The organism is Flavobacteriaceae bacterium GSB9, assembly GCA_022749295.1.
Taxonomy (GTDB): Bacteria; Bacteroidota; Bacteroidia; order Flavobacteriales; family Flavobacteriaceae; genus Flavisericum.
This window is the reverse complement of record CP062007.1, coordinates 634,116-660,780: the sequence shown is the minus strand read 5'-3', so window position 1 is coordinate 660,780 and position 26,665 is coordinate 634,116. Positions and strand designations below refer to the sequence as shown.

Below are 26,665 nucleotides of genomic sequence, written 5' to 3'. Positions count from 1 at the left end.
AAAAAAACGCCTCAGTTTTTGCTGAGGCGTTTTTTTTATACCATATTGGCATGTTTTGTGGCAAAACCTTTGTTTTTTAGATTATGAAATGTTATATTATAGATAATAAACCGATAGTGGTTTATATAAATTTAAAAAAATACATAATGATGAATAATCCATGGCAAGATAAAGCAAAAGGCAATTGGAATATTGCTAAAGGAAAATTAAAACAAAAATGGGGTGAACTAACCGATGATGACTTAGATTACCAAGAAGGTCAGGAAGATGAGTTATTAGGAAAAATCCAAAAGCGTACTGGTGAAACAAAAGAACGCGTTAATGAGTTTTTAAATGAATTGAAGTTCTAATTTTTACTGATCTATTTAGGTCAAAAAATCCCGTAAAAACGGGATTTTTCACTTTACAAAGTGTTAGCTAGTACTTTGGAGTTATTTTTTTTCAAATCTATTATTTATAAGGTTTCGGTATATTTCCAGAGTCTCCATCTATAAAATCCAAAACGGTTGATGGGTTTTTTATCTGTTTGGCTTTATATTTAATAAACACAATAGCGCCATTAAGGGCTTTAGGGTTTTCTCTTAAAATGGTAATGCAATCGTCTATATCAAAGTCGTTAATATCACCATCCACTTCATTTTCATTAATTATCTCGCGCAAATTGACTTCCAGCCGAGAAGAAAGCTCTACCCACTGTGTTCCCGTTAATTGCTGCTTAGTTATATCAATTGATAACAAGTCCTTTTTTGAGGCTTTCAAATACGCCAAGGTCTGTTTGTCTGTCTTATCGTTACCGTTATAAATACAGGTAATTTCTCTACTGTCATCGCTAAATACGCCCATAATCAATAGTTTTTAATTTCTAACTTAATTTTATAAGAAGCACTTACTAACTAAAAATAAGCATAATTTAGAAAACAAATTGGCTCATACGATTTTTATATTTATTTTAATACATCATTTTAAATGAAAGCACTATCCCTAACGAGTTTTAAGTTGAATGTTGATGTAGCCAAACTTTAACCCAGTAATAAATCATTAACAACAAAATACGCTTATGATGATAACATTGCAATCTACAACAGACGTTATTACCAATTCAGTAAAGACTTATTATGAAAGTTTTATTGAGCTATTACCAAGAATTGCCCTTGGTATTATGGTGGTAATTTTAGGGGTTTTAATCGCCCAACTCATTACAAATATTTATAAGAAACGCATCTTAAAAAAGGCTGAAGATCCTTTAATGGCAAGGTTTTTAGCCCAAGCCATTAAGTTGGTTCTTATTATTATCGCCGTATTGCTTGCCTTAAGAATTGCTGGTTTAAATGGTGTTGCTACGGGTATTTTAACAGCTGCCGGAGGTGCGGCCATAGTATTGGGATTTGCATTTCAGGATATTGGTAAAAACTTTTTAGCAGGTATTATTTTGGCATTTAACCGTCCGTTTAATGTTAACGACACGATAAAGGTTGGTGATTTTTTCGGAAAAATTAAAGGTTTAAACTTTAGGTACATGCATATAAAAACCTTTGACGGGCGTGATATTTATGTGCCCAATAGCGATGTACTAACTAAACCTGTAGAAAACTATACTGCCGATGGCTTTTTTAGAAATGAATTTGTCGTTGGTATTGGTTATGAAGATGATATCGAAGAAGCTAAAAAAATCATTAAAGACATTTTGGATAAAAATATCTATATCGTTCACGATAAAGAACACGATAATTTTGTATTTGAAGACGAACTGGCAGTGAGCACGGTAAACCTTAAAATATACTTTTGGGTAGATACTTTCGATTATAGAAAATCCGCTATTATAATTCGTGGTAATCTTATTAGGGAAATAAAAGAAACTTTAGAGAACAGAGGTTTTAATTTGCCGGCTGACATTAAAGAACTTAAGCTTTATGGTAACGAAGATAATATTCCGTTACGTGTAATGCAAGATTCTGGAAACAATACAAATTCATAAATAATTTAGGAGGAATGAAGATGATGCTTTAAATTATGAGCTCATTATAATCAAAAAATTTTTAAAACAATCATGGAACATAAAGTCACACTTAAAAAAATTGAACATATAAATCATAATGTCTTGCATTTGGTTACTAACAAACCGAAAAATTACCAATTCACTCCCGGTCAAGCCACAGAAGTCTCTATAGATAAACCTGGTTGGAAAAAAGAAAAACGACCTTTTACTTTCACAAATTTACCCGATGATAATGAATTGGAGTTTACCATAAAGGTTTACCCATCCCATAGTGGTGTAACGGAGCAAATTGAAAAGTTAGAGATTGGCGACCATTTGTTGATAGGTGATAGCTGGGGTGCCATTAAATATAAAGGCAAAGGCTCGTTTATTGCAGGTGGAGCAGGGGTAACTCCTTTTCTTGCCATCTTAAAAGATTTAAAACAAAAAGGAGAATTAGAAGGCAACCATCTTTTTTTTAGTAATCATGAAGAACGCGATATTATTTACAAGAAAAATTTGGAAGCTTGGTTGGGTGATAACCTTCATGTTATTCTTTCAAAAGAAGACCATAAAGACTATACGCACGGTCTTATTAACAAAGAGTATTTGGAAAAACACAGCCTAGAAGTATCCAAGCCTGTTTATCTCTGTGGCCCACCAGCTATGATGGAAGCAGTAGAGTCTGACCTTTATAAAATGGGGTTGCCTAAATCACAGTTGATTGTGGAGCAATAGTAAAGTTTTTACAACATATTAAAAAAAGATTTAAACGTCTCAGTAAAAACCGAGGCGTTTTTTTGTAAAAATTAAGTTTACTTTAAAATAAAAAAACTAAATTTAATGGAGATATCTTTCAAATGGCTTTTAATGACGTTTAACATCTCCCCAAAATAGTAGGCTTATATCCGAAAAAGTCGTTCAAAGAATATATAGGACTATAAACTTATTTATAGATACTAGTTTCACTAAAAAATGTCTAATTTATAATCTATTCGTTCGTCATGGCTATTTCAGTAGATAATCCCCAGGCTTTTTATCAGTTTTTTTATCTTTTAACGTTTGTTTTTATGCTTTTTATAGTTGTTTACAAAAGCATAAAGCGCAGTTATCATTTACGATCAGTATTGCTCATGTTTACTACCATTACTCTTTTTACGGTTATTGGTACTAGGCTTTTTACAATTCCAATAGAGGATTGGGTTAACGTAATAAACATAAAGACACCTGAGTTCAATAATAGATCATCAATAGGCGGGTTGCTGTTTGGTTTAATGGGACTTTTAATTTCGCAGCGCTTATTTGGGTTTAAAAGGCCTATGTTAGATTTATTTGCTTGGCTAGTACCAATAGCTATAGGTATTGCAAAATTTGGCTGTTTGTTTAATGGGTGTTGCTACGGCCTTCCTTTTGATAGTTCATTAGGAATACAATACCCTGTCGGAACCCATGCGCATTTTAACCACTGGTTCACTAACGGTATTGCAAATGACTCCATACTCTCATTAACAGTACACCCCGTTCAGTTATACGAAAGCCTAACCTTGTTTGTAATCGGTTATGTGGTTTGGAAAACCAATAATTTATGGAAAAAGAATTTAAGTGCCATGCTGTTTGCTCTGTCCTTAATCTTTACCCTGCGATTTGGAGTTGAATTTTTCAGAGACCACAGTGTATCGCAATTTAGTACAGCCTATTATTTAGGTATATGGTCTTACCAATGGGGCATGTTAATTTTAGGGCTACTATTAGCTGTGGTGTTATGGTTTTATGAAAAACGAGCTAAAACAGAAATCACAAAAGGACGCCAAAACTCACCGTATATCCATGCAGAATTTATATATATTGTCACCCTATCGGTTATCATATACACTTTCAGAAACCTACTTAATGCTTTCGAGTTCAACGTGGTTTGGATCATGTTCGTCCCTGGCATTATACTATCGTTATTTTATCTTTTTACCGATACTAGATTAAGAAACCAACGTAAACTCATTGCTGTATTACTACTCGCTCCTTTTTATGTACTGGCCCAAACTATACCCAATCAAACATCTAAAATTAAGCAATATAACCGTATAGATATTGGCAGCTCGTTAGGTAATTTCATAAATGAGGTGAAATTTAACCCACAAGAAACACAAAATGCTTGTGGAACAAGCAATACGTCTTACTCGACGGCTCACTTCAAGCAGGTCTATCAAATAGCGGGAGCAGGGTATTCACAGGTTACCATAGAAGGCAATAAAACCAAGACTTTGGGAATTAATCTTTCCGGAGGTAATATTAAAAGCACCATTTTAGAAACGAATGATTCGCAGTCTGAATTTATTTTTGCGGTAAACCCTTATATGAAGTGGGATGGTAAATGGATAGGTGGTGGCTTGGGGTTACAACTAGGCAAATTACACATTAATAAAGATGAAACTATAGATATAGGCGATGTAGAAGATGGCCCGAAAGACTATTATATTAGGCCTGAATTTTATTTGAGGTTTGGGCAAAGAAAATACCTGGATGTAGATTATAATTACGGATTTATGATGCCATCAGCGTATCCAACATTATATTCAAGGTCAAGCATAGGTAGTGCATTGGGGCTTAGTCAAGACTATAGTTTTAGATATGGCCATATCTGGAATTTAGATTCCGATTTTGTTTCTGCAGAAGCATTGCTTACCGATCAGTTGGGCGTTAATCTCATGTATGTTTTTAAGGAAAACAATTTTTCATCTCTGGATGACGAAGCTTCAGGAAAATTTGTGTTTTCACTAAACTATCGCTTTGGGAATAAAACAAAATAATAATTTGAAATCAATAATAGCGTTGCAGAACAATCAAACACGAGCTTTCTGGACACATAAAAATAGACTTTGTATTTTAGACGAATATATGATGTTATCCCAAAAGCGATTTTAAAATGAACATACCCATTTTATTGATACTGTTCCGGTTATTGTTGGCGCCCATAATTTTGGCATTAGCCTATTTTAATGGGGAAAGTGCCAAAACCATAATTTTGGTACTCATGTATTTAGGGCTCATTTCTGATATATTAGATGGCATAATTGCAAGAAAACAAGATATATCATCAGCTAAATTAAGGCGAATGGATAGCCAGACCGATATGATATTTTGGCTGTCCATTGGTTTTGCTACATGGATTTTACACCCAAAATTAATTTCGGATAACGCCATTGTAATCTGGACAATCTTGGGTATGGAAATAGCTTGTTATGTAATTAGTATCATAAAATTTAAACGAGAAACCTGTACCCATGCCATTCTTTCTAAAATTTGGGGCATAACCTTGTTGGTGGCCTTTACGTCTTTAATAGGGTTTAACCATGCCGGAATTCCGTTTGCTATGGCCATTATTATGGGATTGATTTCACATGTCGATAGAATACTAATAACACTTATTTTACCCAAATGGACACACGATATTCCCAGTGCTTACCATGCATACTTAATAAGAAAAGGGATAAAAATTAAGCGGAACGTGTATTTAAATGGCTAAATAATATTATTCAAGTTGGCAATATCCTTTTTTAGGTATAGGAGAGGAGCTTTTGGTTTCTGCCGTGTTTACAAAAATGTTAGTGCTTATTTGAAGTGAAATCGATAAAATAATTCAATCCTAAAAACAGCACCGTCTCTAAAGCGTTCATTAAGTTGGGTTCGGTCGTCACCAAAGTAAATGGAGGCTAAAGATAAATCTATTTTATCGTCAGAATCAAACACCCTATAGTTTCGAATTATGGCATAGCCCGCTTTGGCATTTACATACAGCGATTTACTTAGCTTATATCTAAAGTAACCAACCAATTCATTGGAGGTTTTAGAAACATAAGCCCCATTATCACTATAACTCTGATCATTTAAGTTATACGTGGTTCCAAGTCCATCAAACCGCATGCCTGCCCAAGATTTTTCATTTATTTTATAATTAATATCGCCATTAATAGGCAAGTATAAATTAGCTTCAAATTTCTTGTTATTACTCAAATAATACACTCCAAAAATGGGCACAACAATCCATCCATAGTTTTCGGTATTTGCATATAGACCATATTTATATTTTAAATCGCTACGCTTTGTTTTTGTGAATAATGATAACAATGCTAGCTGATGGTTGTTTTTAGAAAGCTTAAGTTCGTCAGACGCTATTTTAGAAAACACCATAAAAGTGGCGGACCATGATTCGCTTAATGTTTTATTAATACCAAGGTTTAATCCTAAAACATTTAAGTTACGGCTTGGCATGTTGGCATCTAGTCTTACTTTGGTTTTATTGGTAAAAAAACCTGTTAACAGCGAGGTTTTCTCATTAATAACAATTGGAAAATTAAGTTCTAGTGCTAATTCTTCAACGGTGGTTTCTGATTCGGAAACTTCAAAATGGTTTGATGGCGTATTGGTGTAACTTATATGGGCGATATCAAAATAGTTTTGTGTCAATCCTTGACAACAAAAAAGAATCATTAAAATATACGCTATATACTTCATGTATTTTTATTTGGGTTACAATTTACATAATTAAAACCCTTAGTGTCCATCAAAATACCTTAATACTTCTATTATACTTTCCGATTTAGATAAAAGAGCAGTATAAAGCTTTATGAAGTAAAAAGTGTTCAATTAAAAATTATTTAATCAACTATGTAGTTAGCTAGCTATATTTATTATCTTTGTTATATTAAATTTTACAAATGGAAATAGATTTCATAAAAGAGCAAGGTTACAGGGCTTTAGACAATAGGTTAAAACGTATTAGTGATAGAATGTCTCACGATACAAGAAAATTCTTTAAACAAGTTGATATGGATGTTGAACCAAGTTGGCACTTAGTATTCAAATTATTAAGAGACTACAACATGTTAACTATGGTCGAAATGGCTCAACAGCTAGGTTATACCCATCCATCTATGGTAGTTATGCTCAAAAAAATGGCTGCTAAAGGATATATCGTTTCTGAAAAAGATACTACCGATAAAAGAAAACAAAATATTAAACTCACCCAAAAATCTTTTGATCTACTCCCTGAATTAGAACACATATGGAATAGTTGCGAGGATGCTATATATAAAATATTAAAAAAAGACGTATCTATTCTAAAGCATCTTGATGAAATAGAGGAATCTTTAAAAAACACACCTCTTAACGAACGCTTTTATAACGAATACAAAAACCAAAAAAATGAAAAATCTTAAAAATACAGATCAAAGAAGCCCAGAGATTACTAGAAGAGGTATGATAAGAACTTTAGGATTGGGGTTAAGTTTTGCAGCACTTCCTTCCTTCATGGCGCCTGCAATAACAGAAGTTCCCGTAGATGCTTTAGACCATGGAGAGAAAATCATCCCTGTTAAGGAAATGGAATTGATTGAAATGCAAAAATTTATAGAAGATTGTATTGCAGCCAATAAAGATTCTAATCCACAAGGCGCGGTAAAAGAAGCATTAGCCAGAGGTGTTTCCGATCATCAAGCTATGCTAAAAGCAATTGGAGAACCTAAAGAAGCAGGGTTGAAGGTATTTTTGCGTTCAAAAGACTTAACCATTTTCGCAGCTTCATGGACACCTCAAATGAACTTAATGCCACACAACCACCATATGTGGGCAAATATTGGAATATATACAGGAAGAGAAGACAATATCATTTGGAAACGAAATAAGGGCAGTTTAGAAGCAGATGATGTTCGATGTTTATTTGCTGGAGATGTGGCAACATTAAATACAAGTGCCATTCATTCTGTAACAAACCCACTTCCTAGATTTACAGGAGGATTGCATATTTACGGAGGTGATTTCTTTGCTACTGAACGTAGTCAGTGGGATCCAGAAACACTTACTGAAGAACCTTCTAATGGTGATATCATCAGAAATATTTTCAAGACAGCAAATGAACAAATGCGTAGAATGAAAAACGATTGATTTTATTTACATCTAAAAATATAAGGTATGAAAAGAAAATTAATTTCAAGTGGTAGTCCTTATGAAGATATTGTAGGATTTAGTCGTGCAGTTCGGGTTGGCCCATATATTACAATAGGAGGAACAGCACCTATGGATGCCAATGGAAACACCGTAGGCATTGGAGATATTTCTTTGCAAACCAAACAATGCTTGGAAACGATTAAACTGGCTTTGGAAAAAGCAGGCTCAAGCTTAAATGATGTGGTTAGAACACGAATGTTATTAACTAATATAGACCATTGGAAAGCTGCTGCCGAAGTAAGAGCGTCGTATTTTAAAACCATAAAACCTGTGGACACTATTATGGAAGTATCTTGCTTTATTAATCCAGATTGGTTGATTGAAATTGAAGTAGATGCTATTTCTACATCTTAATAGATCAGTAAGGATATTTTAGGGCATTGATTTGAGTCAGGGAAAATTTTATACTCTTGTGGCAAACTTACGAAGGATGTCCTAGAAAATGATTGTTTTAATTATGAATCATCCACTGGATAATCCATAATTAAAAGTGTACTATAATTTACATTATGTAAAATAGTATTTTTGTGACTTACCTTGTTTATTAAAGATGTAGGAACTAAATCTAAATGGTATTATGGGGTTGGTAATAAATAAGCATAATATAAAAGTAAAATAAAACACGGCCATAAATATTTAGTTGGTTCCTGTTTTTACAGCAGCCGCGTTTATTTGACTAAAAAAAATTGAATGATAATTTTTAAATTGTAATTACAGCCATTGCGAAAAGAAATCCATCATGTCTTCCTTAAGGTCGTAATGCAATTTTATGTACTGGCGCATATCGTCTTTTAACGGTTTTTGTTTGTGCAATAAACTTCCATCAATCGATTCATTTAAATCTAAGGCGTGCAAATTGTTCATTTTGCTTTTACAGCGGTGCATTAATTTTGATATTTCGTTGCGTTCTATTTCTATTCTATTTTGAAACTGTTCTATTTGTAACCTAGCCCGTTTATCAAATTCCCTAGCGGCAATTTCTTCTAACTTATCTTCAAAGGTGTCCATTTCATTAAAATGAAAGCGTAATTCTCTTTTCCAAGTTTCTAAATTGAACTTGAGATCACTTAAATATGATACTGTCGTCTGCATGTCTTTTGGTTTTATATAATTAAACTTCTAATGTTTCTAAATGGGTTTGTTTCATTAATTCGGCCTGCACATTTGATGGTACGGGTTCGTACGAGGCAAATACCGAGCTAAATGTGGCCCTGCCCTGTGTTAACGACCGTAAGGCCGTGGAATAGCCATAGAGTTCTGCTGCCGGACAAGCACATTTTAATATTTGATATGACCCTTCGCTCTCTATACCCTGTATAATGGCGCGTCTGGATTGTAAATCGGTCATCACACTACCAACCATTTCTTCTGGCACTTTAACGGTGAGTTTGTTGGTGGGCTCCAATAACTTGGGATTGGAGTTTAAGAAAGCCGATTTAAAGGCGTGTGCCCCGGCTATTTTAAAGGAAATATCGTTTGAATCTACCGAGTGCATCTTCCCATCGTAAACCATAACACGTACATCACGAATGTACGATTGTGTTAAAGGCCCCGCTTCCATAACTTCCAAAACGCCTTTCATCACCGATGGTAAAAAACGTAAATCTATGGCGCCACCAACAATGCAGTTATAAAACACTAAGGTGCCGCCCCATGGTAATGCAACCACTTCTTTACCTCTTATATTAAAGCCTTCGGGTTCTTCAATACCTTCGTACCATGGTTCTATTTTTAAATGTACTTGCGCAAATTGCCCCGATCCACCAGATTGTTTTTTATGACGATAATTAGCTGTTGAAGAGCGTTGTACAGTCTCTCTATAAGCTATTTTAGGCTGTTTGAATTCGGCTTCAATGTTATAAAGGTTTTTCAGCATCCATTTTACCGTGGCCAAATGCAGTTCGCCCTGGCAACCCAGTAACAATTGTTTGGTTTCTTTTGAAAAATTAATGACAACCGTAGGATCCTGACTGTGAATTTTCTTCAAAGCCTCACTCAGTTTTTCCTCATCGTTCTTATTGTTCGTATAAACCACCTTTGTTATACGTGATTCAGGATATTTGATGGGTTTCATGGTAACCTCAAAATCCTTTTCAGCTAAGGTGTCTCCCGTTTCAGTGTGTTTAAGCTTAAGGGTGGCACCAATATCCCCAACGGCCAACTGGGTTATACTATTTCGGCTTTTACCATCCATAATAAACAGCTGGTTAAAGGTTTCAGTTTCCCCATTATTGGAATTGATAAACTTATCGTTAGCGTTTACTGTTCCAGAATTCACTTTAAAAAATGTAATCTGGCCTAAATTAGGCTGATGGAAAGTTTTAAAAACGAATAATGAGGTTGGTGCATCCTTTTTATGTTCAACGGCCTTCCCTTCTATGCTTTGTTCTGGTTTTAAGTCGACGGTTGACGGCGCTACATTATCGATAAAGCCCATTAAGCGGCCACTCCCCATATCATTGAGTGCAGAAACACAAAAGGCAGGAAATAAATCGTGATTTAACATTCCTGCCTTAATACCTTGACGCATCTCATTTTCGTTCAATGTGCCTTTTTCGAAGAAGAGTTCCAAGAGTTCTTCGTCGTTTTCGGCAGCCTTTTCAACAAGTTCGTTGTGAAGTGCATTGGCTTTTTCTTTTTCAGAATCCGGGATTTCCAATTTTTCGGGTTTTCCACCTTCTGGCCCAAATTTATAGAGCTTCATTTTTAAAACATCTATAATGCCTTGAGCGCCATCAACTTTTATAGGATATTGAACTTTTATCACATTATTGCCAACCAGCTTTATTAAACTTTGGAAACTTTGTTCGAAATCGGCACTTTGATGGTCAATTTGGTTAATAACAAATACCATGGGTTTATGGTACCTGTCTATATAGTTCCAAATGATTTCTGTACCAATTTCACAACCGTGTTTGGCATTAATTACATTAACTACCGTATCGGCCACTCTAATGGACGAAATGATTTCACCAATATAATCGTCGAGTCCCGGAGTGTCAATAATGTTGATTTTGTAATTGCGCCACTCGGTATGCAACGGTGTGGCAAAAACCGATGTACCTCGCTCCTGCTCTATGTCGTGATAATCGGAAATGGTGTTCTTTTCCGCTATGGTTCCCCTTCTGTTTATTAAACCAGCTTCAAAGAGCATGGTTTCAGATAGTGTTGTTTTTCCGCTGCCATGGGCTCCCACAAAAACAATATTTTTGATGTGTTTTTCGTCGTATATTTTCATGTCTTATCGTGTTTTGGTTTTTTAGTCTTCATTTAACACGCTTGTAGTCAACAAAATAAATGACCAAGTATTGTAGGGGATAATTAAATGCGTGTAATTCTGTCATTAAATGTAGCAACAATAAACAGGGTATAATATGACATATGTCAAACTTTTGTAATTGTGCTTCATAACGTTATAATTCATTAAAATCATGTTAAATAATCGAAAAAGTATTTAATTAAAGGTGTAATCTATTATTTTCGCATTTCCCTTTTTTAAGGCCCCAAAAGCATGAAATCGAAAGAAAAAACAAAATCATCAAAGTCTAGACTGCAATTACTGCATCAGTATTACAGCTATACCGGTTTTTATTCGTTTGTTTGGCAAGCTGTTAAAAAAGCTTTACCGTACATTATTGGTGCTGTTGTTATTATTTACGTGCTCAATCATTTTTTTGATATTAATTCAGGACTAGCACATCTTACCGAAATATTGCCGGCTTACGGTGTATTGAGTTTCTTTTTTGTTTCAGAAACGCTTTTAGGTCTTATTCCACCTGAGATTTTTATCGCATGGGCGGGTAAAATGTACGCACCATGGTTATATCTAATACTTTTGGCCTTGCTGTCTTACAGTGGCGGACTCTTGTCGTATTGGATGGGGCGCACCATTACTAATATTCCTAAGGTTCATAATTACATGGAAGTTAAAATGCAAAAGCAATTGAAAAACTCCAGAAAATGGGGCGGTTTTCTAATTGTCGTTGGTGCCTTATTGCCACTACCCTTTTCAATTTCATGTATTGCGGCGGGCATCATCAATTTTCCGTTTAGAAATGTGATGCTTTACGGTGCATTACGATTACTCCGTTTTGCAATTTACGGCCTATTAATTTTTAATGTCGTTTAAAACAGTTTCCATAAAAAAGTCATAAAACGTATCGCTTTTTGAGCCTTGTAACATACTTTTGCACTAAACAAATAAACATGTTTTCATTTAAAAATATATTCCGTCTTGTGGCGCTTCTTGAAGGCGTTTCCTATATTCTTTTGCTTTTTATAGCAACACCTATAAAATATTTTGGAGACGACCCCCAATATGTAAAATTACTGGGCATGCCACACGGTCTTTTATTTATTGCCTATATCGCTATGGCCGTAATAATCAGAAAGGATTACAACTGGAACAACAGAACATTTTTGGTGGTTTTAATGGCTTCGGTTATTCCTTTCGGAACCTTTTATGTAGATAAGAAATTCCTAAAAACCTCAAAATAATGGAACGCATAAAGCATTTATTATACGATTATTTTATCAGTTTAGGTACTACCGAAACCGTAGCAAAATATATGAATATGCTAGTGCTTTTAGTAGGTTTATTCATTTTACTCTTTATAGTCGATTTTATTGTTAGAAAGCTGCTCATTGGCATGTTTTCGAAATTTGCGTCTAAATCTAAAACCAATTTTGATGATTTAATGGTTGCCAACAAGGCGCCTAGAAACATTGCACACATTGTTCCGTTGCTTATTGCTTTGGAATTTGTCCCTATTGTACTTACTGATTTTCAGTACTATGAAAAAATTACCGAAAAGGGATTGATAGTATTTGGTATTGTACTTGCTTTATGGATTGTGCGTAGTTTATTGCATACAGTAAAAGATTACCTGAAGACCCTTAAGCAGTTTAAAGACAAGCCTATAGCGAGTTACATTCAAGTGTTTATGATTTTTGCTTGGGTGATTGGCATTTTTTCGTGTTTGGCTATTATCACCGAAACCGATTTTATAAAGTTCATCACCGGGTTGGGGGCCGCTTCTGCGGTAATTATTTTGGTATTTAAGGATACTATTTTGGGTTTTGTGGCGAGCATACAAGTATCTATTAACGATATGGTTCGCATTGGCGACTGGGTGACTTTTGAAAAATATGGCGCCGATGGTGATGTTATTGAAATTACTTTAGCTACAGTTAAAGTCCAAAATTTTGATAAAACTATTACGACGATCCCTACTTACGCTTTAATTTCCGACTCGTTTAAAAACTGGCGTGGTATGACCAATTCGGATGGCCGTCGCATAAAACGGGCTCTGTGCGTCAAACAAGATGGCGTTAAATATTTAACCGATGCCGATGTTGAAAAGCTGAAAGACATTCAATTGCTAACTTCGTATTTAGAAACCCGCCAAAGCGATATAAAATCGTATAATACCGAAAATAACATCAATAAAGGATTGCTGTTAAACGGTAGAAACCTGACTAATTTGGGGGTTTTCAGAAAATATATTGATTCATATTTAAAACAGCACTCGGCCATTAATAAAGACATGATGATTATGGCCCGGCAATTGGCACCAACAACTCAAGGTATTCCATTAGAAATCTATGCTTTTAGTAGTGATAAACGCTGGGAGAATTATGAATATATCATGTCTGATATTTTTGACCATTTGATTGCGGCACTCCCCTATTTTGAATTGGAAATTTTTGAACTGCCCAGCAATACAGTGTTTAAAAAGTAATTAACTAGAAAAAGGATTAAACGCTTTTCACCAATTGGTAATCGTCCATAATAAATCCATTGCCTATTTCGGTTACCAAAGGTCCTATATTTTTAAAACCAAGCTTTTTATAGGCTTCAATAGCTTTCTTGTTGTACTTGTTAACGGTTAACCGAACTTGCTCTAATTGATAGTTTTGAGCCTTTTTTTCAACAAAATGCATAGCGGCTTTTCCTATTTTTAGGCCGCGATAAGCACTTAAAACATAAATTTTGCTTAAAAACAAGGCATATTCCTCTCGTTTTACAGAAATATACCCCACATGTTTTTGGTTGTATTTTAATAGGAAATACTCAAATCCGTTAGCTATTTGGTCTTTTATAGCTTCTTCCGACTGAAAATTTTCCAACATATAATCTATCTGTGGCTTTCCTACAATCGGGATATAGTGTTCTCGCCAAATAACATCGGCTAGTTCTTCTATTTTCAAGAAATGGGGACGGCTTTTTGCAGGTACAATTTCAATCATATTAAATAACATAAAAATAAATCATGAAAAAATGAAAAATAGCGCCAGCTAAAACAAATAAATGCCAAATAACATGATTATATGGTATTTTTTGAATGACATAAAAAACAATGCCCAAAGTGTAGGCCAAACCCCCAGCAAATAATAACAAAATACCCTGGCTACCTATAATGTCTGCCAAATTTGAAAAATCAAAAACAATTAACCACCCCATCACCAAATACAGTAATGTTGAAAATATTTCAAACTTTCCGGTATAAAAAAGCTTTAAAACCACTCCAAACAAGGCAATACCCCAAACCGTAAAAAATAATGGCCACCCTTTGCTTTCTATCAACGAAATAAGTAAAACAGGGGTGTACGTACCAGCAATTAAAAAGTAAATACTAATGTGGTCGATAACCCTAAAAATATGTTTTCGCCGTTCGCTTTCTGCTGTGTGGTAAAACGTCGAGGCTGTAAATAACACAACAATTGAAACTCCATAAATAATAACACTAAATAAACTCCAATCGGTTTTGTTGGTGTTCTTAAAAATAAGTAGTATTAAGGCAACGATGCCCAATAGAGCGCCTAAGCCATGCGAAATGGCGTTTAGTTTTTCCTCTAATGCCGTTTGTATTCGCATTTAATCTGTACTGTGCTTTTCAGAAAACACCCATTTATTGGTCAACTCGTAAAAATCAAACTTTACCGCTGGTGTTTGTCGTTCTATGCGTCCACTTTGAAAATTTCGCTGTAAAATATCTTCAATAAGGTAATCTTCCTTAACATTCATAGGGTCAAATTCACGTTTCAGGGAAATATCGAACATACTAGCGGTGGTGTTGTACCAAAAGGCCCGCCAACCACTTCTTAGTTTCTTCACCAAATCGAAAGCTGTCGTTCCTGTTTGGCGGTGAATTAGTTTAACGAGAATCTGTCCTTCGGTACGGGTCATCTTTTTTAGTTCTTCCGAAAATTCCCCTTCAATATACTTTTGTACGCGCCTTGTGTATCGTCTTTTATCTCGGTTACGTTTTAGCGTGGCCATACGCTTGTTCATAGAATCCAAACGTTCGGCAGCTAACTTGGCATAAGGGTAAACTTTTATGGTTTTTCGTCGAAGAATTAAATACCGGATACGATCTTTTCTGCTGTCAAATTTCAACTTATGCAATAGCATGACTTCATCTAAGTCAATAGCTGTTCTAGGCACCGAATCCCCTTCTATTATTAGATATTCAACACTGGTAGAATCAGTTTCGACATCATTCACCTGAGCTACCACAAAAGCAGGGATAAGGAGGAATATATATCTTAAATAATTCATATGTATAACATTGGAGCATTTAGTATGCCAAAATTAAGAATTTACAGGCTGTAAAACATTTTTTTATATAGATATTATTATTTTAGTGCAAAACTTTAATACATGGCGAAAAAGAGCATACTTAACAAAAAGTCGATGGACTTTTTAAAGAAATATTTAAACAATGCCGCTCCTACGGGGTATGAGTGGACGGGGCAAAAATTGTGGATGGACTACCTTAAACCTTATGTGGATGAGTTTATTACAGACACCTACGGAACAGCGGTTGGGGTGATAAATCCAAAAGCAAAATACAAAGTGGTTATTGAGGGGCATGCCGATGAAATTTCATGGTACGTTAATTATATTTCTGATAACGGATTAATTTATGTGATTAGAAATGGCGGTAGTGACCACCAAATAGCACCGAGTAAAGTGGTGAATATCCATACCAAAAATGGTATTGTTAAAGGCGTTTTTGGCTGGCCAGCAATACATACCAGAGATAAGAGTAAAGAAGAAGCACCAAAACCAGATAACATCTTTATTGATTGTGGTTGTGCCAATAAAGAAGAAGTAGAAAAACTAGGCGTTCATGTGGGCTGTGTCATTACCTATCCCGATGAATTCCATATTTTAAATGACGATAAATTGGTTTGCCGTGCCATCGATAACCGTATGGGCGGGTTTATGATTGCCGAAGTAGCACGATTGTTAAAAGAAAACAAAAAAGAACTCCCTTTTGGATTGTACATAACCAATGCTGTGCAAGAGGAAATTGGTTTGCGCGGCGCCGAGATGATTACCCAAACCATAAAGCCTAATGTAGCTATTGTTACCGACGTAACACACGACACCACAACCCCAATGATAGAACAGAAAAAAGAGGGGCTAATGGAAATGGGTAAAGGACCCGTAGTAGCGTATGCGCCTGCGGTTCAACAAAAATTGCGCGATTTAATAACAGAAACTGCCGAGAAAAAGAAAATCCCGTTCCAGCGTTCAGCCTTATCAAGGGCCACGGGTACCGATACCGATGCTTTTGCTTACAGTAATGGTGGTGTAGCTTCTGCCCTAATTTCATTACCGTTACGTTACATGCACACCACGGTTGAAATGGTGCATAAAGACGATGTAGAAAACGTTATTAAACTGATTTACGAAACCTTACTTCGAATAAAAGAAGGTGAGAAATTTAGTTATTTCGAATAAAATGTTTGATTCCCGCTTTGTGCGGGAATCTTTTTTAAATATGGATGAATACATTGATATAGCTGACCAAAAAGGGAAACTTTTAGGACGTGCAGAACTAAAATCGGTTATCCACCAAAAAGGTTATTACCACCATACGGCACATATTTGGTTTTATACACAAAATGGTGAAGTTCTTTTATCGCAACGCTCTGCAAAGAAAACAATCTGTCCGTTAATGTGGGATGTTTCCGTGGCTGGCCATATCGATGCTGGCGAAACTGTTGAAGAAGCTGCTATTCGAGAAACAAAAGAAGAAATTGGATTAACCATTTCTAAAAGCGACTTGGAGAAAATAGGTGTTTTTGAGTGCTTTCAGTCTTATGGAAATGGTATTCAAGACAATGAATTCCATAATACATTTATAGCTAAATTAACGTGTCCTATTTCTCAGTTAACGCCACAAGAAGATGAAGTCGAGTCATTACGGTTAGTGAGTGTTCAGGAATTTCAATCGCTTATAAACAATATAAACGACGACAATAATCACTTCGTGGCTTCAAATAAAGCCTATTATCAGTTCGTTATCAATGAAATAAAAAATATGCTTCCATAAAGTCCATTGAAACTACAAGGTAAAATTCTTATATTTACTACTACCAATTTTTAAAGTATGAGTAAGAATTTTAAGGTCAATGTGAATTCAGATATCGATTTTGATATTTCAGAGCAAGACATTTCTGAATTAGATGTTTTGCAAACTTCCAAAACTGAATACCACATAATCCAAGAACACAAGTCATACCAGGCTAAAATAATGTCTTCTAATTTCTACGATAAATCCTATCAAGTACAAATTGGTAACGACACCTTTAACGTGCTGATTTCTGACGATTTGGATGTCTTGATTAAAGATATGGGCTTTGCTACTGGTGATGCAAAATTAGTTGATTCCATCACAGCACCTATGCCGGGGTTAATTTTAGAAATTAATGTTGAAGTGGGCCAAGAGGTTAAGGAAAACGACCAACTTTTTATTTTAGAAGCCATGAAAATGGAAAACAGTATGGTATCGCCTAGAGATGGCGTTATCAAATCTATCGCCATAAAGAAAGGTGATGCTGTTGAAAAATACCAACTACTCATAGAATTTGAAGCATAAAATGAAAAAAATTTTAGTAGCAAATCGAGGCGAAATTGCGGTTCGTGTCATGAAAACAGCTCGAAAAATGGGCGTTAAAACCGTGGCCATTTATTCTACTGCAGATAGAAATGCACCTCACGTTAAATTTGCAGACGAGGCAGTTTGTATTGGAGAGCCGCCATCCAGCGAATCGTATTTACGCGGCGATAAAATTGTTGAAGTAGCTAAAAAATTAAATGTTGACGGTATTCATCCCGGTTACGGTTTTTTAAGTGAAAATGCAGCTTTTGCCGAATTGTGCGAACAAAATAATATCACGTTTATTGGTCCGCGATCTAAGGCCATTAAAATAATGGGAAGCAAACTCGCCGCCAAAGAAGCAGTAAAAGAGTATAACATCCCTATGGTGCCGGGTATTGATCAGGCTATTACCGATGTCATTAAAGCCAAGACAATAGCCCGCAACATTGGTTTTCCAATTTTAATAAAAGCTTCTGCTGGCGGTGGCGGAAAAGGTATGCGTGTGGTTGAAAAGGAAAGCGATTTAGAGTCTCAGATGAAACGTGCCATCAGTGAAGCTAAATCGGCTTTTGGCGATGGCTCCGTGTTTATTGAAAAATATGTAACTGCTCCCCGACACATTGAAATTCAAGTGATGGCCGATAGCCATGGGAACTATTTACATTTCTTTGAGCGTGAATGCAGTATACAGCGACGGCATCAAAAAGTAGTAGAAGAAGCGCCATCTTCTATTTTAACGCCCAAACTAAGGAAACAAATGGGAGAAGCAGCCATCAAAGTGGCTAAATCGTGTGATTATTTAGGCGCCGGTACCGTAGAATTTTTATTGGATGACAACCACAATTTCTATTTTTTAGAAATGAATACTCGCCTTCAAGTAGAACACCCCGTTACGGAATGGATTACCGGAGTCGATTTAGTGGAACTCCAAATTAAAGTGGCTCGAGGCGAAAAACTTAATATAGAACAAGACGATTTAGAAATTTATGGTCATGCTTTAGAATTACGCGTTTATGCCGAAGATCCGTTGAACGATTTTTTACCAAGTGTAGGACATTTAAGTACTTATAAAATACCTGAAGGTGATGGTATTCGGGTGGATAATGGTTTTGAAGAAGGTATGGATGTGCCTATTTATTACGATCCCATGCTTTCAAAATTAATCACTTATGGGAAAACCCGAGAAGAAGCCATTCAATTGATGATAAAAGCCATCGACAATTATAAAATTGAAGGTGTCGAAACTACGCTTCAGTTTGGGAAGTATGTCTGTGAACATGATGCTTTTCGCTCTGGACACTTCGATACTAATTTCGTAAAACTTCATTACGCCCCTGAGCACATAAAAATTCAAATGGAAGACAAAGCTAAATTAGCTGCTATGATTGGGCTAAAACAATATTTAAAAGACCGTAAAATTTTACGACTACCTCAATAATTACTATGGAATCTAAGCAAGATAAGATTGATAAACTAAATAAATACATTGACCAAGCCCATTTGGGAGGTGGCCAAAAGCGTATTGATAAACAACACGCCAATAAAAAATTAACGGCTCGTGAGCGTATTGACTATTTATTGGATGAAGGATCGTTTGATGAGATTGGAGCTCTGGTGACGCACCGAACGACAGACTTTGGGATGGCCGACCAAAAATATTTTGGTGATGGTGTAGTAACGGGTCACGGCTCCATTAATGGTCGATTGGTTTATGTTTATGCTCAGGATTTTACGGTTTTTGGGGGCTCACTTTCTGAAACCCATGCCGAAAAAATATGTAAAATCATGGATTTAGCCGTAAAAGTAGGTGCGCCCATTATTGGGTTAAACGATTCAGGAGGGGCACGTATTCAAGAAGGTGTGCGCTCACTTGGTGGCTATGCCGATATTTTTTATAGAAATGTTCAGGCCTCAGGGGTTATTCCCCAAATATCGGCTATTATGGGACCCTGTGCTGGTGGGGCTGTGTACTCTCCTGCCATGACTGATTTTACGATAATGGTTGAAAATTCCAGCTACATGTTCGTTACCGGTCCTAATGTGGTAAAAACCGTAACCAATGAAGAGGTTACCAGCGAAGAGTTGGGTGGTGCATCTACTCATGCTACTAAATCTGGGGTGGCGCACAAAACATCGTCTAATGATGTACAATGCTTAGAGGACGTAAAAAAATTGTTGAGCTATTTGCCTCAAAACAATAAAGAAAAACCAAAAAAGGAACGTATTGAATTAAATGATGAAATATGCGATGTGCTATCGGATATCGTTCCCGATAATCCCAATAAACCTTACGATATGCATGCTGTTATTTCGGGAATTATAGACAAGGACTCATTCTATGAAATCCACAAAGACTTTGCGGGTAGCATTATTGTTGGTTTTGCCCGTTTAGGAGGGCAAAGTGTTGGCATTGTGGCCAATCAACCCATGGCCTTTGCAGGTGTTTTAGGCGTTAATAGTTCCAGAAAAGCGGCGCGTTTTACACGTTTTTGCGATTGTTTCAATATTCCGTTATTGGTTTTAGTTGATGTTCCCGGTTTTTTACCTGGCACCGACCAAGAATGGAACGGTATTATTGTTCATGGAGCAAAACTGTTGTATGCTCTAAGTGAGGCTACTGTTCCCAGAGTCACTCTTATTACCAGAAAAGCTTATGGTGGTGCATACGATGTGATGAACTCAAAACACATTGGAGCCGATTATAATTATGCATGGCCAGGAGCTGAAATCGCTGTTATGGGTGCCAAAGGTGCCAGTGAAATTATTTTTAGAAAAGAAATAGCCCATTCTGATAACCCTGAAGAAAAATTGGCAGAAAAAGAAGCCGAATACGCCGAAACCTTTGCTAATCCCTACAGAGCTGCACAGCGTGGTTTTATTGACGAAATTATACTTCCTAAAAACACCAGAAAGAAACTTCTTAAAGCTTTTGCTTCATTAGAGAATAAAAGCGTAGAAAGGCCGAAACGGAAACATGGTAATATTCCGCTATGATAATACGTTCTTTGTTTAATAACAAAAACTTATAATTGATATAGAATTGAAAACTCGGTGTTCGTGGTATTATGTCCACTGTTTGGGTACTTCATGTCTAGATTGGACGTATGCCTGATGGAATACCTAAAGCCCAATTGCCATTTTTCTATTTGGTAAGATACCCCAAGGCCTAACACATCCGAGAAGGCATACCCTTTGGCTAGCCGTTCGGTAGCTTTGTCGGAAATCATAGGGCCAACACTACCTATAACATAAGAACTGAAGTTTTTTATAATAGTATATCTAACAGCGAAACCGAAATTTAGCACATATTCATTTATGGATCTTTTTTTTAGGAAGAGCTCCTTTTTTTCCTCATAATTTTTGTAATCATCCTCTTTGACAAACCATTTATTTAATAACTGATGTTCTATAGTATTAAACCCTGGCTCTATATGGAGTTCGTAAGCCCACCTTCTTTTCTCTTTTAAAGTGAAGTTGATTTGTCCTTTATAAAATAAAATCTCGTGTGTGTAATCGCTCTGGTTAAAAGGGTATCTACTTTGCGAACCGACGCCTGATGCAAAGCCTATTTTAATATGTTCCTTATTTATCTGTGTATGTACTTGATCAGGAAGAAACATCAAAACGCATAGCGTAACGCAAAAATAGCTTATTTTACTATAAATTTTACTTAACATTTTGATTTTCCGATACAGGTCAACAGGGCGCAAATATAAAGATTAAACTAACAAGAAGAGCACCTGTTTAGGTGCTCTTCTGCTATTAATCAATCTTAATTTTTCTTTTTCAAGCAATTAATTAGAATTGCAAGTCTGCAATTAAATCGAATTCATCATAAATAGCTTTATCTTTTAAATTATCGAAAAAGCTGGTTGAACCGTAGCGTACATCATATTTGCTTCGGTCTATTTTTAAATTAGCCGTTGCTTTATTACCATAAATTGAAATAGTAAAACTAATTGGGTTTGTTTTTCCTTTTATAGTTAAATCTGCATTTACATTATAGGCGTTTTTACCTGAAGCTTCAACCTTTTTGAAAACCAGTTTTGCTGTAGGATAGTTTTCTACACCAAAAAAGTCATCAGATTTTAAGTGCCCATCTAATTTTCCTTTGTACTCGCCCTCTAAATCTGTAGTATTGATGGTTGTCATATCTATAACAAACTCACCGCCTATTAATTTATCATCTTCGAAAGCTAAAGAGCCAGATTTAATTTCAATGGTACCCTCGTGAGCTCCTGTAACTTTGTAACCCTTCCAAACTACATTGCTCTCTTCAATTTTCACCTCTTTATTAACAACATTGATTTCGGTGAATGAAAAAGCTGCAAATGCAACGATAACCATTAAGCCTAATTTTTTAACTGTATTTTTCATTGTTTTTGTTTTTTTATTCTACAGTGCAAATATCAGGAAGGGTTCTGGTTTGGGAAATGAAGTAGTTTAACAAATGATGTTAAACTAGATTAACATTTATCGCTCTAGGGCAATTTCGTTTTTAATTTTAGACAGAAACTCTTTGGTAATGCCCAAGTAAGAAGCAATCATATACTGCGGGATACGTTGCTCTATTTCTGGATATTGGCTGTTAAAGTACAGGTACCTGTCTTTTGCTGAAAGACTAAAATTTCTAACAATACGTTTTTGTGAGGCGGCAAAGGCACGTTCTATTATTTTTCTGAAAAAACGTTCCAGCTTGGGTATTTTGGCATAAAGTTCTTCAATGTAATCATGGTGAAACAGAATCAATTCGGTGTTCTCGATACATTGCACATTAAAATCGGATGGCGTTTGGGTTATAAAACTTCCCATATCCCCGGTCCACCAATTTTCAATTGAAAACATGACAATGTGCTCCTGCCCTGCTTCGTCCATGTGAAACATTTTGGTACACCCCGAAACTACAAAACATTCAATTTTACAAACATCACCTTGTTGGACTACATATTGGCCTTTTAAATACTTTCTATAATTTACTTTAGATTCTAAAAAAGCTTCCTCCTCTTCTGTTAGGTCAACGTTGTTTCCAATATATTCTAAAAGTGGCTTTATGTTCATGCTTTGCGTATTATTCAGTCATCAAATTTAACAATAATAGCATTGTGTTAATAAATGGTTAATCGGTTTTTTAAGAATTTAAATCATGTAATTTTGCCGCATGGATAAACCCCAACATTTCAAGTTTGAATTTGTAGCCTTAATGGCTGCTTTAATGTCTATTGTAGCCCTTTCTATCGATGCCTTGTTACCTGCATTACCAGAAATAGGAGCATCTTTAGGTGTTACGAGTGTAGCCAACAACCAATTACTCATCACTATGATTTTTTTAGGTATTGGATTTGGACAGTTAATTTTAGGGCCTTTGTCGGATAGCTTTGGAAGAAAACCATTGGTATATACCGGATTCATTATTTTTATAATAGCCAGTATCATTTGCGTAAGTACTACGAATTTCGAGTTAATGATTGTGGGTAGAACGTTGCAAGGTTTTGGATTAGCTTCAGCCAGAACTATTAGTATTTCGATGGTTAGGGATGAATTTAGTGGCGATTACATGGCTAAAATAATTTCTATAATTGTCATGTTTTTCCTCTTAGTCCCTGTTATAGCCCCCACCCTTGGGCAATTTTTGATGCAATTTTTTAGTTGGGAATCTGTATTCTATTTCAACTTGATTTTTGGTATGTTGATTATGTTCTGGTTTTGGTCCAGACAACCAGAAACCCTCGAAAAAGAAAAGCGCATTAAATTTTCGTCGAGCCTGTTTGTTGATGGTACAAAAGAGTTCTTCAAAAACAAAGGCGCCATTGCTTTTACATTAATTTCAGGATTTATTACTGGTTCTTTTATGGTGTATTTGAGTACCTCGCAGCAAATATTTCAAGAGCAATACAACCTTGCAGAAATGTTCCCCTATATTTTTGCAAGTCTGGCTATTTCTATCGGTTTGGCGACTTTTATAAACAGTAGGCTTGTTGTTAAATTTGGTATGATGCGTATTGCGTTTACCGCTTGTATAGCCTATGCCCTAATATCTGTTTTTTATGTTGTTTTATTCTGGTCTGGAAACAACCCGAGCATTTACATTTTATTAGGCTTTTTTGCACTACAATTTTTTGCAGTCGGTTTTCTTTTTGGAAATTTAAGAGCATTGGCCATGCAACCTCTTGGACACATAGCCGGTATAGGAGCTGCAATAAATGGTTTTTTATCGACGGTTTTGGCTGTACCAATAGCCAACTACATTGGAAGTTTCATTAAAACATCCGTTTTACCCTTGTTTGTTGGATTTTCTGTTTTTGGAATACTTTCATTACTCGTATTTATTTTTCTAAAAAGACAGAAACCAAGTGTGAGTTTGGCATAAATCCATTTTATGCTTTTATGTTTATAAATAGCGTTTACTTATGATGTCTATGTGCCATAGATAATGTCCTAAAACAATAAAGGCAGCAGCCCGAGCAGACATGGCATTACCGCTCACATTTCCAACGGATTTTAAATCGCTATCGTTCAAAGACTCCAGCAAGGTTAAAAAGCTTAAGCGTACTGTTTTAAACTCTGCAACAAGCGCATCCATACTTTTGTTCTTAGCTTCTGATGGTACTATATAATCATCTTGATTAAAACCGGGTAAAGGCGTTTTGTCTTGTCTAGCTATGCAAAAACAGCGGTATTGAAAAATACGTTCGGTATCTATTAAGTGCTGAAAGACTTCTTTAACGCTCCATTTTTCGTGGGCATAGGCATAATTCAATTTAACAGCGGGAATGTTTTCAAAGAACTCGAACACACTGTGGAACCCTTTCTTAAAGCCTTCAATTAACGTGGTTTCTTTCGGTACCAAATCCAGATAATTGGCGTAATAATTTGCATATTCGGTTGTATTTAGATCGGTAATGTTCATCATATATGTCCTTTATAGTTATAAACAAATTTAAACTAATATCGACAAACTAAGGTGAATATGTTAGGAAGCACAAAACCATTAAATTTTCGCTTGGTAGGTGTACAGATCAAAATACCTTCCAGCATTTGCCATAAGCTCATGGTGTGTGCCACGTTCAACAATACGCCCCGCTTCAACTACTAAAATTTGGTCTGCTTTCCGAATTGTACTTAAGCGGTGCGCGATAACAATGGTTGTCCTGTTTTTAACAAGTTCGCCTAAACTTTTTTGAATGAGTGCTTCACTTTCGGTATCTAGATTAGAAGTAGCTTCATCTAAAATAATAATTTTCGGGTTAGCTAGAATAGCACGGGCAATAGCCAGGCGTTGCCGTTGTCCGCCAGAAAGTTTAACGCCACGTTCACCTATTAAAGTATCAAGTCCGTTTTCAAATCTATCTGTAAACTCGTTAACAAATGCAGCATTTATGGCATCCTGAAGTTCCTTTTCTGAAGCATTGGGCCTTGGAAACATAATATTCTCCCTTATGGTACCTTCAAATAAAAATTCATCTTGAAGAACCACACCAAGATATTTACGGTAACTCTCCAGTTTTATTTGAGATAAATCTTGATTGTCGATGGTCACTTTTCCTGATTTAGGATTTAAAAACGTAGCCGATAACCCAGCTATAGTCGATTTTCCAGAGCCTGAACTTCCCACCAAAGCCGTAACGGAACCAGCAGGGGCTTTAAAACTAATGTTATGAAGCACCTCTTTATCGGTCTCGTAGGCAAATGAAACGTTATGGAATTCTATATCGCCGTTTAGATGTTCCAATTCAATAGATCTTTCAGTATCATCGGCTTCTGCAGCCATGTTCATTAATTCTTCGGTTCTATCTAATCCTGCTAAAGCTTCGGTGAGTTGGCTGCCAATATTACTCATTTGAACAATAGGTGCAATCATAAACCCTAGAATTAGAGTGAAAAACAGAAAGTCACCCGTAGTCATTTCATCATGCATCATATAATACCCACCAATGCCCATGATGCCTGTGGTTGCTACGCCTATTAAAAATGTTGAAGAAGAGGTCATAAGCGCCGTAGCGGTCAAGCTTTTTTTAACGTTTTGGTAGAGTTTATCTACCCCTTTTTCAAACACTTCATTTTCTTGATTTTCAGCATTAAATGCTTTTATAACACGCACGCCAGCTAAAGTTTCAGTCAGTCGGCCTTTGACTTCGGCATTAATTTTTCCGCGTTTTCTAAAGATGGGCCGAATGTATTTAAACGCCCGTAATGCGATATACCCAAAAATAGAAAGTGGCACAAATACAAAAAGCGTCATCCACGGATTTAGTTTTATTAAAATTATTAATGAAACAATCGCAGTTACCGTGCCGCCAACCAATTGTACCAAGCCCGTGCCAATTAAGTTTCGAACACCTTCAACATCTGTCATTATTCGAGAAACCAAGGCTCCGGACTTGTTATTGTCGAAAAAACTAATGGGCAAAGACAACACTTTTTTTTGTACTTGAGCACGCAATTCGCTGATGAGATACTGTGCCTGAACACTTAAAATGCGCGTTAAAGCAAACGATGTAACAGCCTGTACAAAAATAGCCATTAAGACAATGGCTACTAAGTTGTAAACTTGACTTAGATCTTTACTTGGCACAACTTCATCTAACAAAACTTTACTTTGCCAAGGCAATATTAATCCCGACAAACTCCTAATAACAATTAAAATAAGACCAATAAAAACTAAATTCCGCCGAGGCCAAATAATAGTTTTGAAGGCTTGCGCCATGGTTACCTTGGATTTAGAATCGTTTTGATTTTTATTAATTGGTTTTGAGGCAGACATCAATAAATTATTAAGAGGAAATTTTAATTGTTA

Annotated in this window: 29 protein-coding genes; 17 read left to right on the top strand and 12 right to left on the bottom strand. The window is 35.8% G+C overall.

From position 1 onward, the window contains the following. Nucleotides 1-149 precede the first annotated feature (149 nt). On the top strand, nucleotides 150-350 hold the full coding sequence (locus GSB9_00589) for a CsbD family protein (protein UKM64042.2): 201 nt from the start codon (nucleotides 150-152) through the stop codon (nucleotides 348-350). A gap of 100 nt (nucleotides 351-450) precedes the next feature. Here GSB9_00589 and GSB9_00588 read toward each other — a convergent pair whose 3' ends face one another. Then, nucleotides 451-843, bottom strand: a complete 393-nt coding sequence (locus tag GSB9_00588) for a hypothetical protein (protein UKM64041.1) — start codon at nucleotides 841-843, stop codon at nucleotides 451-453. Nucleotides 844-1,057: 214 nt separating this feature from the next. On the opposite strand from GSB9_00588, the gene GSB9_00587 reads away from it, so the two are divergent. From GSB9_00587 to GSB9_00584, 4 genes are all read left to right on the top strand, one after another. Then, nucleotides 1,058-1,975: a mechanosensitive ion channel family protein gene (locus GSB9_00587; protein UKM64040.1), complete on the top strand. Its 918-nt coding sequence runs from the start codon at nucleotides 1,058-1,060 to the stop codon at nucleotides 1,973-1,975. Between the two features lie 72 nt (nucleotides 1,976-2,047). Beyond that, nucleotides 2,048-2,713, top strand: coding sequence for an FAD-binding oxidoreductase (locus tag GSB9_00586; protein ID UKM64039.1), 666 nt, complete (start codon nucleotides 2,048-2,050; stop codon nucleotides 2,711-2,713). A gap of 332 nt (nucleotides 2,714-3,045) precedes the next feature. Continuing rightward, entirely contained in the window at nucleotides 3,046-4,779 is a 1,734-nt protein-coding gene (locus tag GSB9_00585) for a prolipoprotein diacylglyceryl transferase (protein ID UKM64038.2), read from the top strand. 116 nt (nucleotides 4,780-4,895) lie between these two features. Beyond that, the gene (locus GSB9_00584; GenBank protein ID UKM64037.1) at nucleotides 4,896-5,495 is read left to right on the top strand and encodes a CDP-alcohol phosphatidyltransferase family protein; all 600 of its coding nucleotides are present in this window, start codon (nucleotides 4,896-4,898) and stop codon (nucleotides 5,493-5,495) included. 86 nt (nucleotides 5,496-5,581) lie between these two features. Here GSB9_00584 and GSB9_00583 read toward each other — a convergent pair whose 3' ends face one another. Continuing rightward, a complete protein-coding gene (locus GSB9_00583; GenBank protein ID UKM64036.1) occupies nucleotides 5,582-6,484 on the bottom strand; it encodes a DUF6268 family outer membrane beta-barrel protein in 903 nt (300 codons plus the stop codon). 203 nt (nucleotides 6,485-6,687) lie between these two features. Here GSB9_00583 and GSB9_00582 point away from each other — a divergent pair, with 203 nt between their 5' ends. Genes GSB9_00582 through GSB9_00580 form a run of 3 tightly spaced genes read left to right on the top strand, consistent with a single transcriptional unit; the run spans nucleotide 6,688 to nucleotide 8,329 of the window. Continuing rightward, nucleotides 6,688-7,188 (top strand): MarR family transcriptional regulator, encoded by a 501-nt coding sequence (locus GSB9_00582; protein UKM64035.1) that lies wholly within the window; start codon nucleotides 6,688-6,690, stop codon nucleotides 7,186-7,188. Next, the gene (locus GSB9_00581; protein UKM64034.1) at nucleotides 7,175-7,912 is read left to right on the top strand and encodes a hypothetical protein; all 738 of its coding nucleotides are present in this window, start codon (nucleotides 7,175-7,177) and stop codon (nucleotides 7,910-7,912) included. The genes GSB9_00582 and GSB9_00581 overlap by 14 nt, the downstream gene beginning before the upstream one ends. A gap of 27 nt (nucleotides 7,913-7,939) precedes the next feature. After that, nucleotides 7,940-8,329 carry a RidA family protein gene (locus GSB9_00580; GenBank protein ID UKM64033.1) on the top strand — a complete coding sequence of 130 codons (390 nt, stop codon included), beginning with the start codon at nucleotides 7,940-7,942 and terminating at the stop codon, nucleotides 8,327-8,329. Nucleotides 8,330-8,686: 357 nt separating this feature from the next. Here GSB9_00580 and GSB9_00579 read toward each other — a convergent pair whose 3' ends face one another. Together GSB9_00579 and GSB9_00578 are read right to left on the bottom strand one after the other, a co-directional pair. After that, nucleotides 8,687-9,067 (bottom strand): hypothetical protein, encoded by a 381-nt coding sequence (locus GSB9_00579; protein ID UKM64032.1) that lies wholly within the window; start codon nucleotides 9,065-9,067, stop codon nucleotides 8,687-8,689. Between the two features lie 19 nt (nucleotides 9,068-9,086). After that, complete coding sequence (locus tag GSB9_00578; GenBank protein UKM64031.1) at nucleotides 9,087-11,213, bottom strand: elongation factor G; 2,127 nt, start codon at nucleotides 11,211-11,213, stop codon at nucleotides 9,087-9,089. Nucleotides 11,214-11,486: 273 nt separating this feature from the next. On the opposite strand from GSB9_00578, the gene GSB9_00577 reads away from it, so the two are divergent. From GSB9_00577 to GSB9_00575, 3 genes are all read left to right on the top strand, one after another. Then, nucleotides 11,487-12,104, top strand: a complete 618-nt coding sequence (locus GSB9_00577; protein ID UKM64030.1) for a VTT domain-containing protein — start codon at nucleotides 11,487-11,489, stop codon at nucleotides 12,102-12,104. A 77-nt stretch (nucleotides 12,105-12,181) separates the two neighbouring features. After that, a complete protein-coding gene (locus GSB9_00576) occupies nucleotides 12,182-12,472 on the top strand; it encodes a DUF3817 domain-containing protein (protein UKM64029.2) in 291 nt (96 codons plus the stop codon). After that, nucleotides 12,472-13,716: a mechanosensitive ion channel family protein gene (locus tag GSB9_00575; GenBank protein UKM64028.1), complete on the top strand. Its 1,245-nt coding sequence runs from the start codon at nucleotides 12,472-12,474 to the stop codon at nucleotides 13,714-13,716. The genes GSB9_00576 and GSB9_00575 overlap by 1 nt, the downstream gene beginning before the upstream one ends. Nucleotides 13,717-13,732: 16 nt before the next feature. Here GSB9_00575 and GSB9_00574 read toward each other — a convergent pair whose 3' ends face one another. Genes GSB9_00574 through GSB9_00572 form a run of 3 tightly spaced genes read right to left on the bottom strand, consistent with a single transcriptional unit; the run spans nucleotide 13,733 to nucleotide 15,536 of the window. After that, the gene (locus GSB9_00574) at nucleotides 13,733-14,185 is read right to left on the bottom strand and encodes a GNAT family N-acetyltransferase (protein ID UKM64027.2); all 453 of its coding nucleotides are present in this window, start codon (nucleotides 14,183-14,185) and stop codon (nucleotides 13,733-13,735) included. Between the two features lie 40 nt (nucleotides 14,186-14,225). Continuing rightward, nucleotides 14,226-14,852, bottom strand: a complete 627-nt coding sequence (locus GSB9_00573) for a hemolysin III family protein (GenBank protein UKM64026.1) — start codon at nucleotides 14,850-14,852, stop codon at nucleotides 14,226-14,228. Continuing rightward, nucleotides 14,853-15,536, bottom strand: a complete 684-nt coding sequence (locus GSB9_00572) for a DUF4294 domain-containing protein (protein UKM64025.1) — start codon at nucleotides 15,534-15,536, stop codon at nucleotides 14,853-14,855. Between the two features lie 102 nt (nucleotides 15,537-15,638). Between GSB9_00572 and GSB9_00571 the strand changes: the two genes are divergently transcribed. Genes GSB9_00571 through GSB9_00567 form a run of 5 tightly spaced genes read left to right on the top strand, consistent with a single transcriptional unit; the run spans nucleotide 15,639 to nucleotide 20,865 of the window. Then, nucleotides 15,639-16,727, top strand: a complete 1,089-nt coding sequence (locus GSB9_00571; protein ID UKM64024.1) for a M42 family metallopeptidase — start codon at nucleotides 15,639-15,641, stop codon at nucleotides 16,725-16,727. Between the two features lie 40 nt (nucleotides 16,728-16,767). Then, on the top strand, nucleotides 16,768-17,322 hold the full coding sequence (locus tag GSB9_00570; protein UKM64023.2) for an NUDIX domain-containing protein: 555 nt from the start codon (nucleotides 16,768-16,770) through the stop codon (nucleotides 17,320-17,322). A gap of 57 nt (nucleotides 17,323-17,379) precedes the next feature. Further along, complete coding sequence (locus GSB9_00569; GenBank protein ID UKM64022.1) at nucleotides 17,380-17,868, top strand: acetyl-CoA carboxylase biotin carboxyl carrier protein subunit; 489 nt, start codon at nucleotides 17,380-17,382, stop codon at nucleotides 17,866-17,868. Between the two features lies 1 nt (nucleotide 17,869). Continuing rightward, complete coding sequence (gene accC, locus GSB9_00568; GenBank protein ID UKM64021.1) at nucleotides 17,870-19,309, top strand: acetyl-CoA carboxylase biotin carboxylase subunit; 1,440 nt, start codon at nucleotides 17,870-17,872, stop codon at nucleotides 19,307-19,309. A gap of 5 nt (nucleotides 19,310-19,314) precedes the next feature. Further along, on the top strand, nucleotides 19,315-20,865 hold the full coding sequence (locus GSB9_00567; GenBank protein ID UKM64020.1) for an acyl-CoA carboxylase subunit beta: 1,551 nt from the start codon (nucleotides 19,315-19,317) through the stop codon (nucleotides 20,863-20,865). 29 nt (nucleotides 20,866-20,894) lie between these two features. Here the strand turns inward: GSB9_00567 and GSB9_00566 are convergent, their stop codons facing one another. The 3 genes from GSB9_00566 to GSB9_00564 form a co-directional block, all read right to left on the bottom strand. Continuing rightward, on the bottom strand, nucleotides 20,895-21,548 hold the full coding sequence (locus GSB9_00566; protein ID UKM64019.1) for an acyloxyacyl hydrolase: 654 nt from the start codon (nucleotides 21,546-21,548) through the stop codon (nucleotides 20,895-20,897). A 121-nt stretch (nucleotides 21,549-21,669) separates the two neighbouring features. Continuing rightward, complete coding sequence (locus tag GSB9_00565) at nucleotides 21,670-22,248, bottom strand: YceI family protein (protein ID UKM64018.1); 579 nt, start codon at nucleotides 22,246-22,248, stop codon at nucleotides 21,670-21,672. Between the two features lie 96 nt (nucleotides 22,249-22,344). Further along, nucleotides 22,345-22,929: a Crp/Fnr family transcriptional regulator gene (locus GSB9_00564; protein ID UKM64017.1), complete on the bottom strand. Its 585-nt coding sequence runs from the start codon at nucleotides 22,927-22,929 to the stop codon at nucleotides 22,345-22,347. Between the two features lie 100 nt (nucleotides 22,930-23,029). Between GSB9_00564 and GSB9_00563 the strand changes: the two genes are divergently transcribed. Beyond that, a complete protein-coding gene (locus GSB9_00563; GenBank protein ID UKM64016.1) occupies nucleotides 23,030-24,238 on the top strand; it encodes a multidrug effflux MFS transporter in 1,209 nt (402 codons plus the stop codon). 21 nt (nucleotides 24,239-24,259) lie between these two features. Here GSB9_00563 and GSB9_00562 read toward each other — a convergent pair whose 3' ends face one another. Together GSB9_00562 and GSB9_00561 are read right to left on the bottom strand one after the other, a co-directional pair. After that, the gene (locus GSB9_00562) at nucleotides 24,260-24,781 is read right to left on the bottom strand and encodes a DinB family protein (protein UKM64015.2); all 522 of its coding nucleotides are present in this window, start codon (nucleotides 24,779-24,781) and stop codon (nucleotides 24,260-24,262) included. A 78-nt stretch (nucleotides 24,782-24,859) separates the two neighbouring features. Continuing rightward, a complete protein-coding gene (locus GSB9_00561) occupies nucleotides 24,860-26,632 on the bottom strand; it encodes an ABC transporter ATP-binding protein/permease (GenBank protein UKM64014.1) in 1,773 nt (590 codons plus the stop codon). Between the last annotated feature and the right edge of the window lie 33 nt (nucleotides 26,633-26,665).

What these genes read in the sequence shown, in the direction of transcription:
- GSB9_00589 (UKM64042.2), top strand. Translation starts at nt 150, where the DNA reads ATGAATAATCCATGGCAAGATAAAGCAAAAGGCAATTGGAATATTGCT.
- GSB9_00588 (UKM64041.1), bottom strand. Translation starts at nt 843, where the DNA reads ATGGGCGTATTTAGCGATGACAGTAGAGAAATTACCTGTATTTATAAC.
- GSB9_00587 (UKM64040.1), top strand. Translation starts at nt 1,058, where the DNA reads ATGATGATAACATTGCAATCTACAACAGACGTTATTACCAATTCAGTA.
- GSB9_00586 (UKM64039.1), top strand. Translation starts at nt 2,048, where the DNA reads ATGGAACATAAAGTCACACTTAAAAAAATTGAACATATAAATCATAAT.
- GSB9_00585 (UKM64038.2), top strand. Translation starts at nt 3,046, where the DNA reads ATGCTTTTTATAGTTGTTTACAAAAGCATAAAGCGCAGTTATCATTTA.
- GSB9_00584 (UKM64037.1), top strand. Translation starts at nt 4,896, where the DNA reads ATGAACATACCCATTTTATTGATACTGTTCCGGTTATTGTTGGCGCCC.
- GSB9_00583 (UKM64036.1), bottom strand. Translation starts at nt 6,484, where the DNA reads ATGAAGTATATAGCGTATATTTTAATGATTCTTTTTTGTTGTCAAGGA.
- GSB9_00582 (UKM64035.1), top strand. Translation starts at nt 6,688, where the DNA reads ATGGAAATAGATTTCATAAAAGAGCAAGGTTACAGGGCTTTAGACAAT.
- GSB9_00581 (UKM64034.1), top strand. Translation starts at nt 7,175, where the DNA reads ATGAAAAATCTTAAAAATACAGATCAAAGAAGCCCAGAGATTACTAGA.
- GSB9_00580 (UKM64033.1), top strand. Translation starts at nt 7,940, where the DNA reads ATGAAAAGAAAATTAATTTCAAGTGGTAGTCCTTATGAAGATATTGTA.
- GSB9_00579 (UKM64032.1), bottom strand. Translation starts at nt 9,067, where the DNA reads ATGCAGACGACAGTATCATATTTAAGTGATCTCAAGTTCAATTTAGAA.
- GSB9_00578 (UKM64031.1), bottom strand. Translation starts at nt 11,213, where the DNA reads ATGAAAATATACGACGAAAAACACATCAAAAATATTGTTTTTGTGGGA.
- GSB9_00577 (UKM64030.1), top strand. Translation starts at nt 11,487, where the DNA reads ATGAAATCGAAAGAAAAAACAAAATCATCAAAGTCTAGACTGCAATTA.
- GSB9_00576 (UKM64029.2), top strand. Translation starts at nt 12,182, where the DNA reads ATGTTTTCATTTAAAAATATATTCCGTCTTGTGGCGCTTCTTGAAGGC.
- GSB9_00575 (UKM64028.1), top strand. Translation starts at nt 12,472, where the DNA reads ATGGAACGCATAAAGCATTTATTATACGATTATTTTATCAGTTTAGGT.
- GSB9_00573 (UKM64026.1), bottom strand. Translation starts at nt 14,852, where the DNA reads ATGCGAATACAAACGGCATTAGAGGAAAAACTAAACGCCATTTCGCAT.
- GSB9_00572 (UKM64025.1), bottom strand. Translation starts at nt 15,536, where the DNA reads ATGAATTATTTAAGATATATATTCCTCCTTATCCCTGCTTTTGTGGTA.
- GSB9_00571 (UKM64024.1), top strand. Translation starts at nt 15,639, where the DNA reads ATGGCGAAAAAGAGCATACTTAACAAAAAGTCGATGGACTTTTTAAAG.
- GSB9_00570 (UKM64023.2), top strand. Translation starts at nt 16,768, where the DNA reads ATGGATGAATACATTGATATAGCTGACCAAAAAGGGAAACTTTTAGGA.
- GSB9_00569 (UKM64022.1), top strand. Translation starts at nt 17,380, where the DNA reads ATGAGTAAGAATTTTAAGGTCAATGTGAATTCAGATATCGATTTTGAT.
- accC (UKM64021.1), top strand. Translation starts at nt 17,870, where the DNA reads ATGAAAAAAATTTTAGTAGCAAATCGAGGCGAAATTGCGGTTCGTGTC.
- GSB9_00567 (UKM64020.1), top strand. Translation starts at nt 19,315, where the DNA reads ATGGAATCTAAGCAAGATAAGATTGATAAACTAAATAAATACATTGAC.
- GSB9_00566 (UKM64019.1), bottom strand. Translation starts at nt 21,548, where the DNA reads ATGTTAAGTAAAATTTATAGTAAAATAAGCTATTTTTGCGTTACGCTA.
- GSB9_00565 (UKM64018.1), bottom strand. Translation starts at nt 22,248, where the DNA reads ATGAAAAATACAGTTAAAAAATTAGGCTTAATGGTTATCGTTGCATTT.
- GSB9_00564 (UKM64017.1), bottom strand. Translation starts at nt 22,929, where the DNA reads ATGAACATAAAGCCACTTTTAGAATATATTGGAAACAACGTTGACCTA.
- GSB9_00563 (UKM64016.1), top strand. Translation starts at nt 23,030, where the DNA reads ATGGATAAACCCCAACATTTCAAGTTTGAATTTGTAGCCTTAATGGCT.
- GSB9_00562 (UKM64015.2), bottom strand. Translation starts at nt 24,781, where the DNA reads ATGATGAACATTACCGATCTAAATACAACCGAATATGCAAATTATTAC.
- GSB9_00561 (UKM64014.1), bottom strand. Translation starts at nt 26,632, where the DNA reads ATGTCTGCCTCAAAACCAATTAATAAAAATCAAAACGATTCTAAATCC.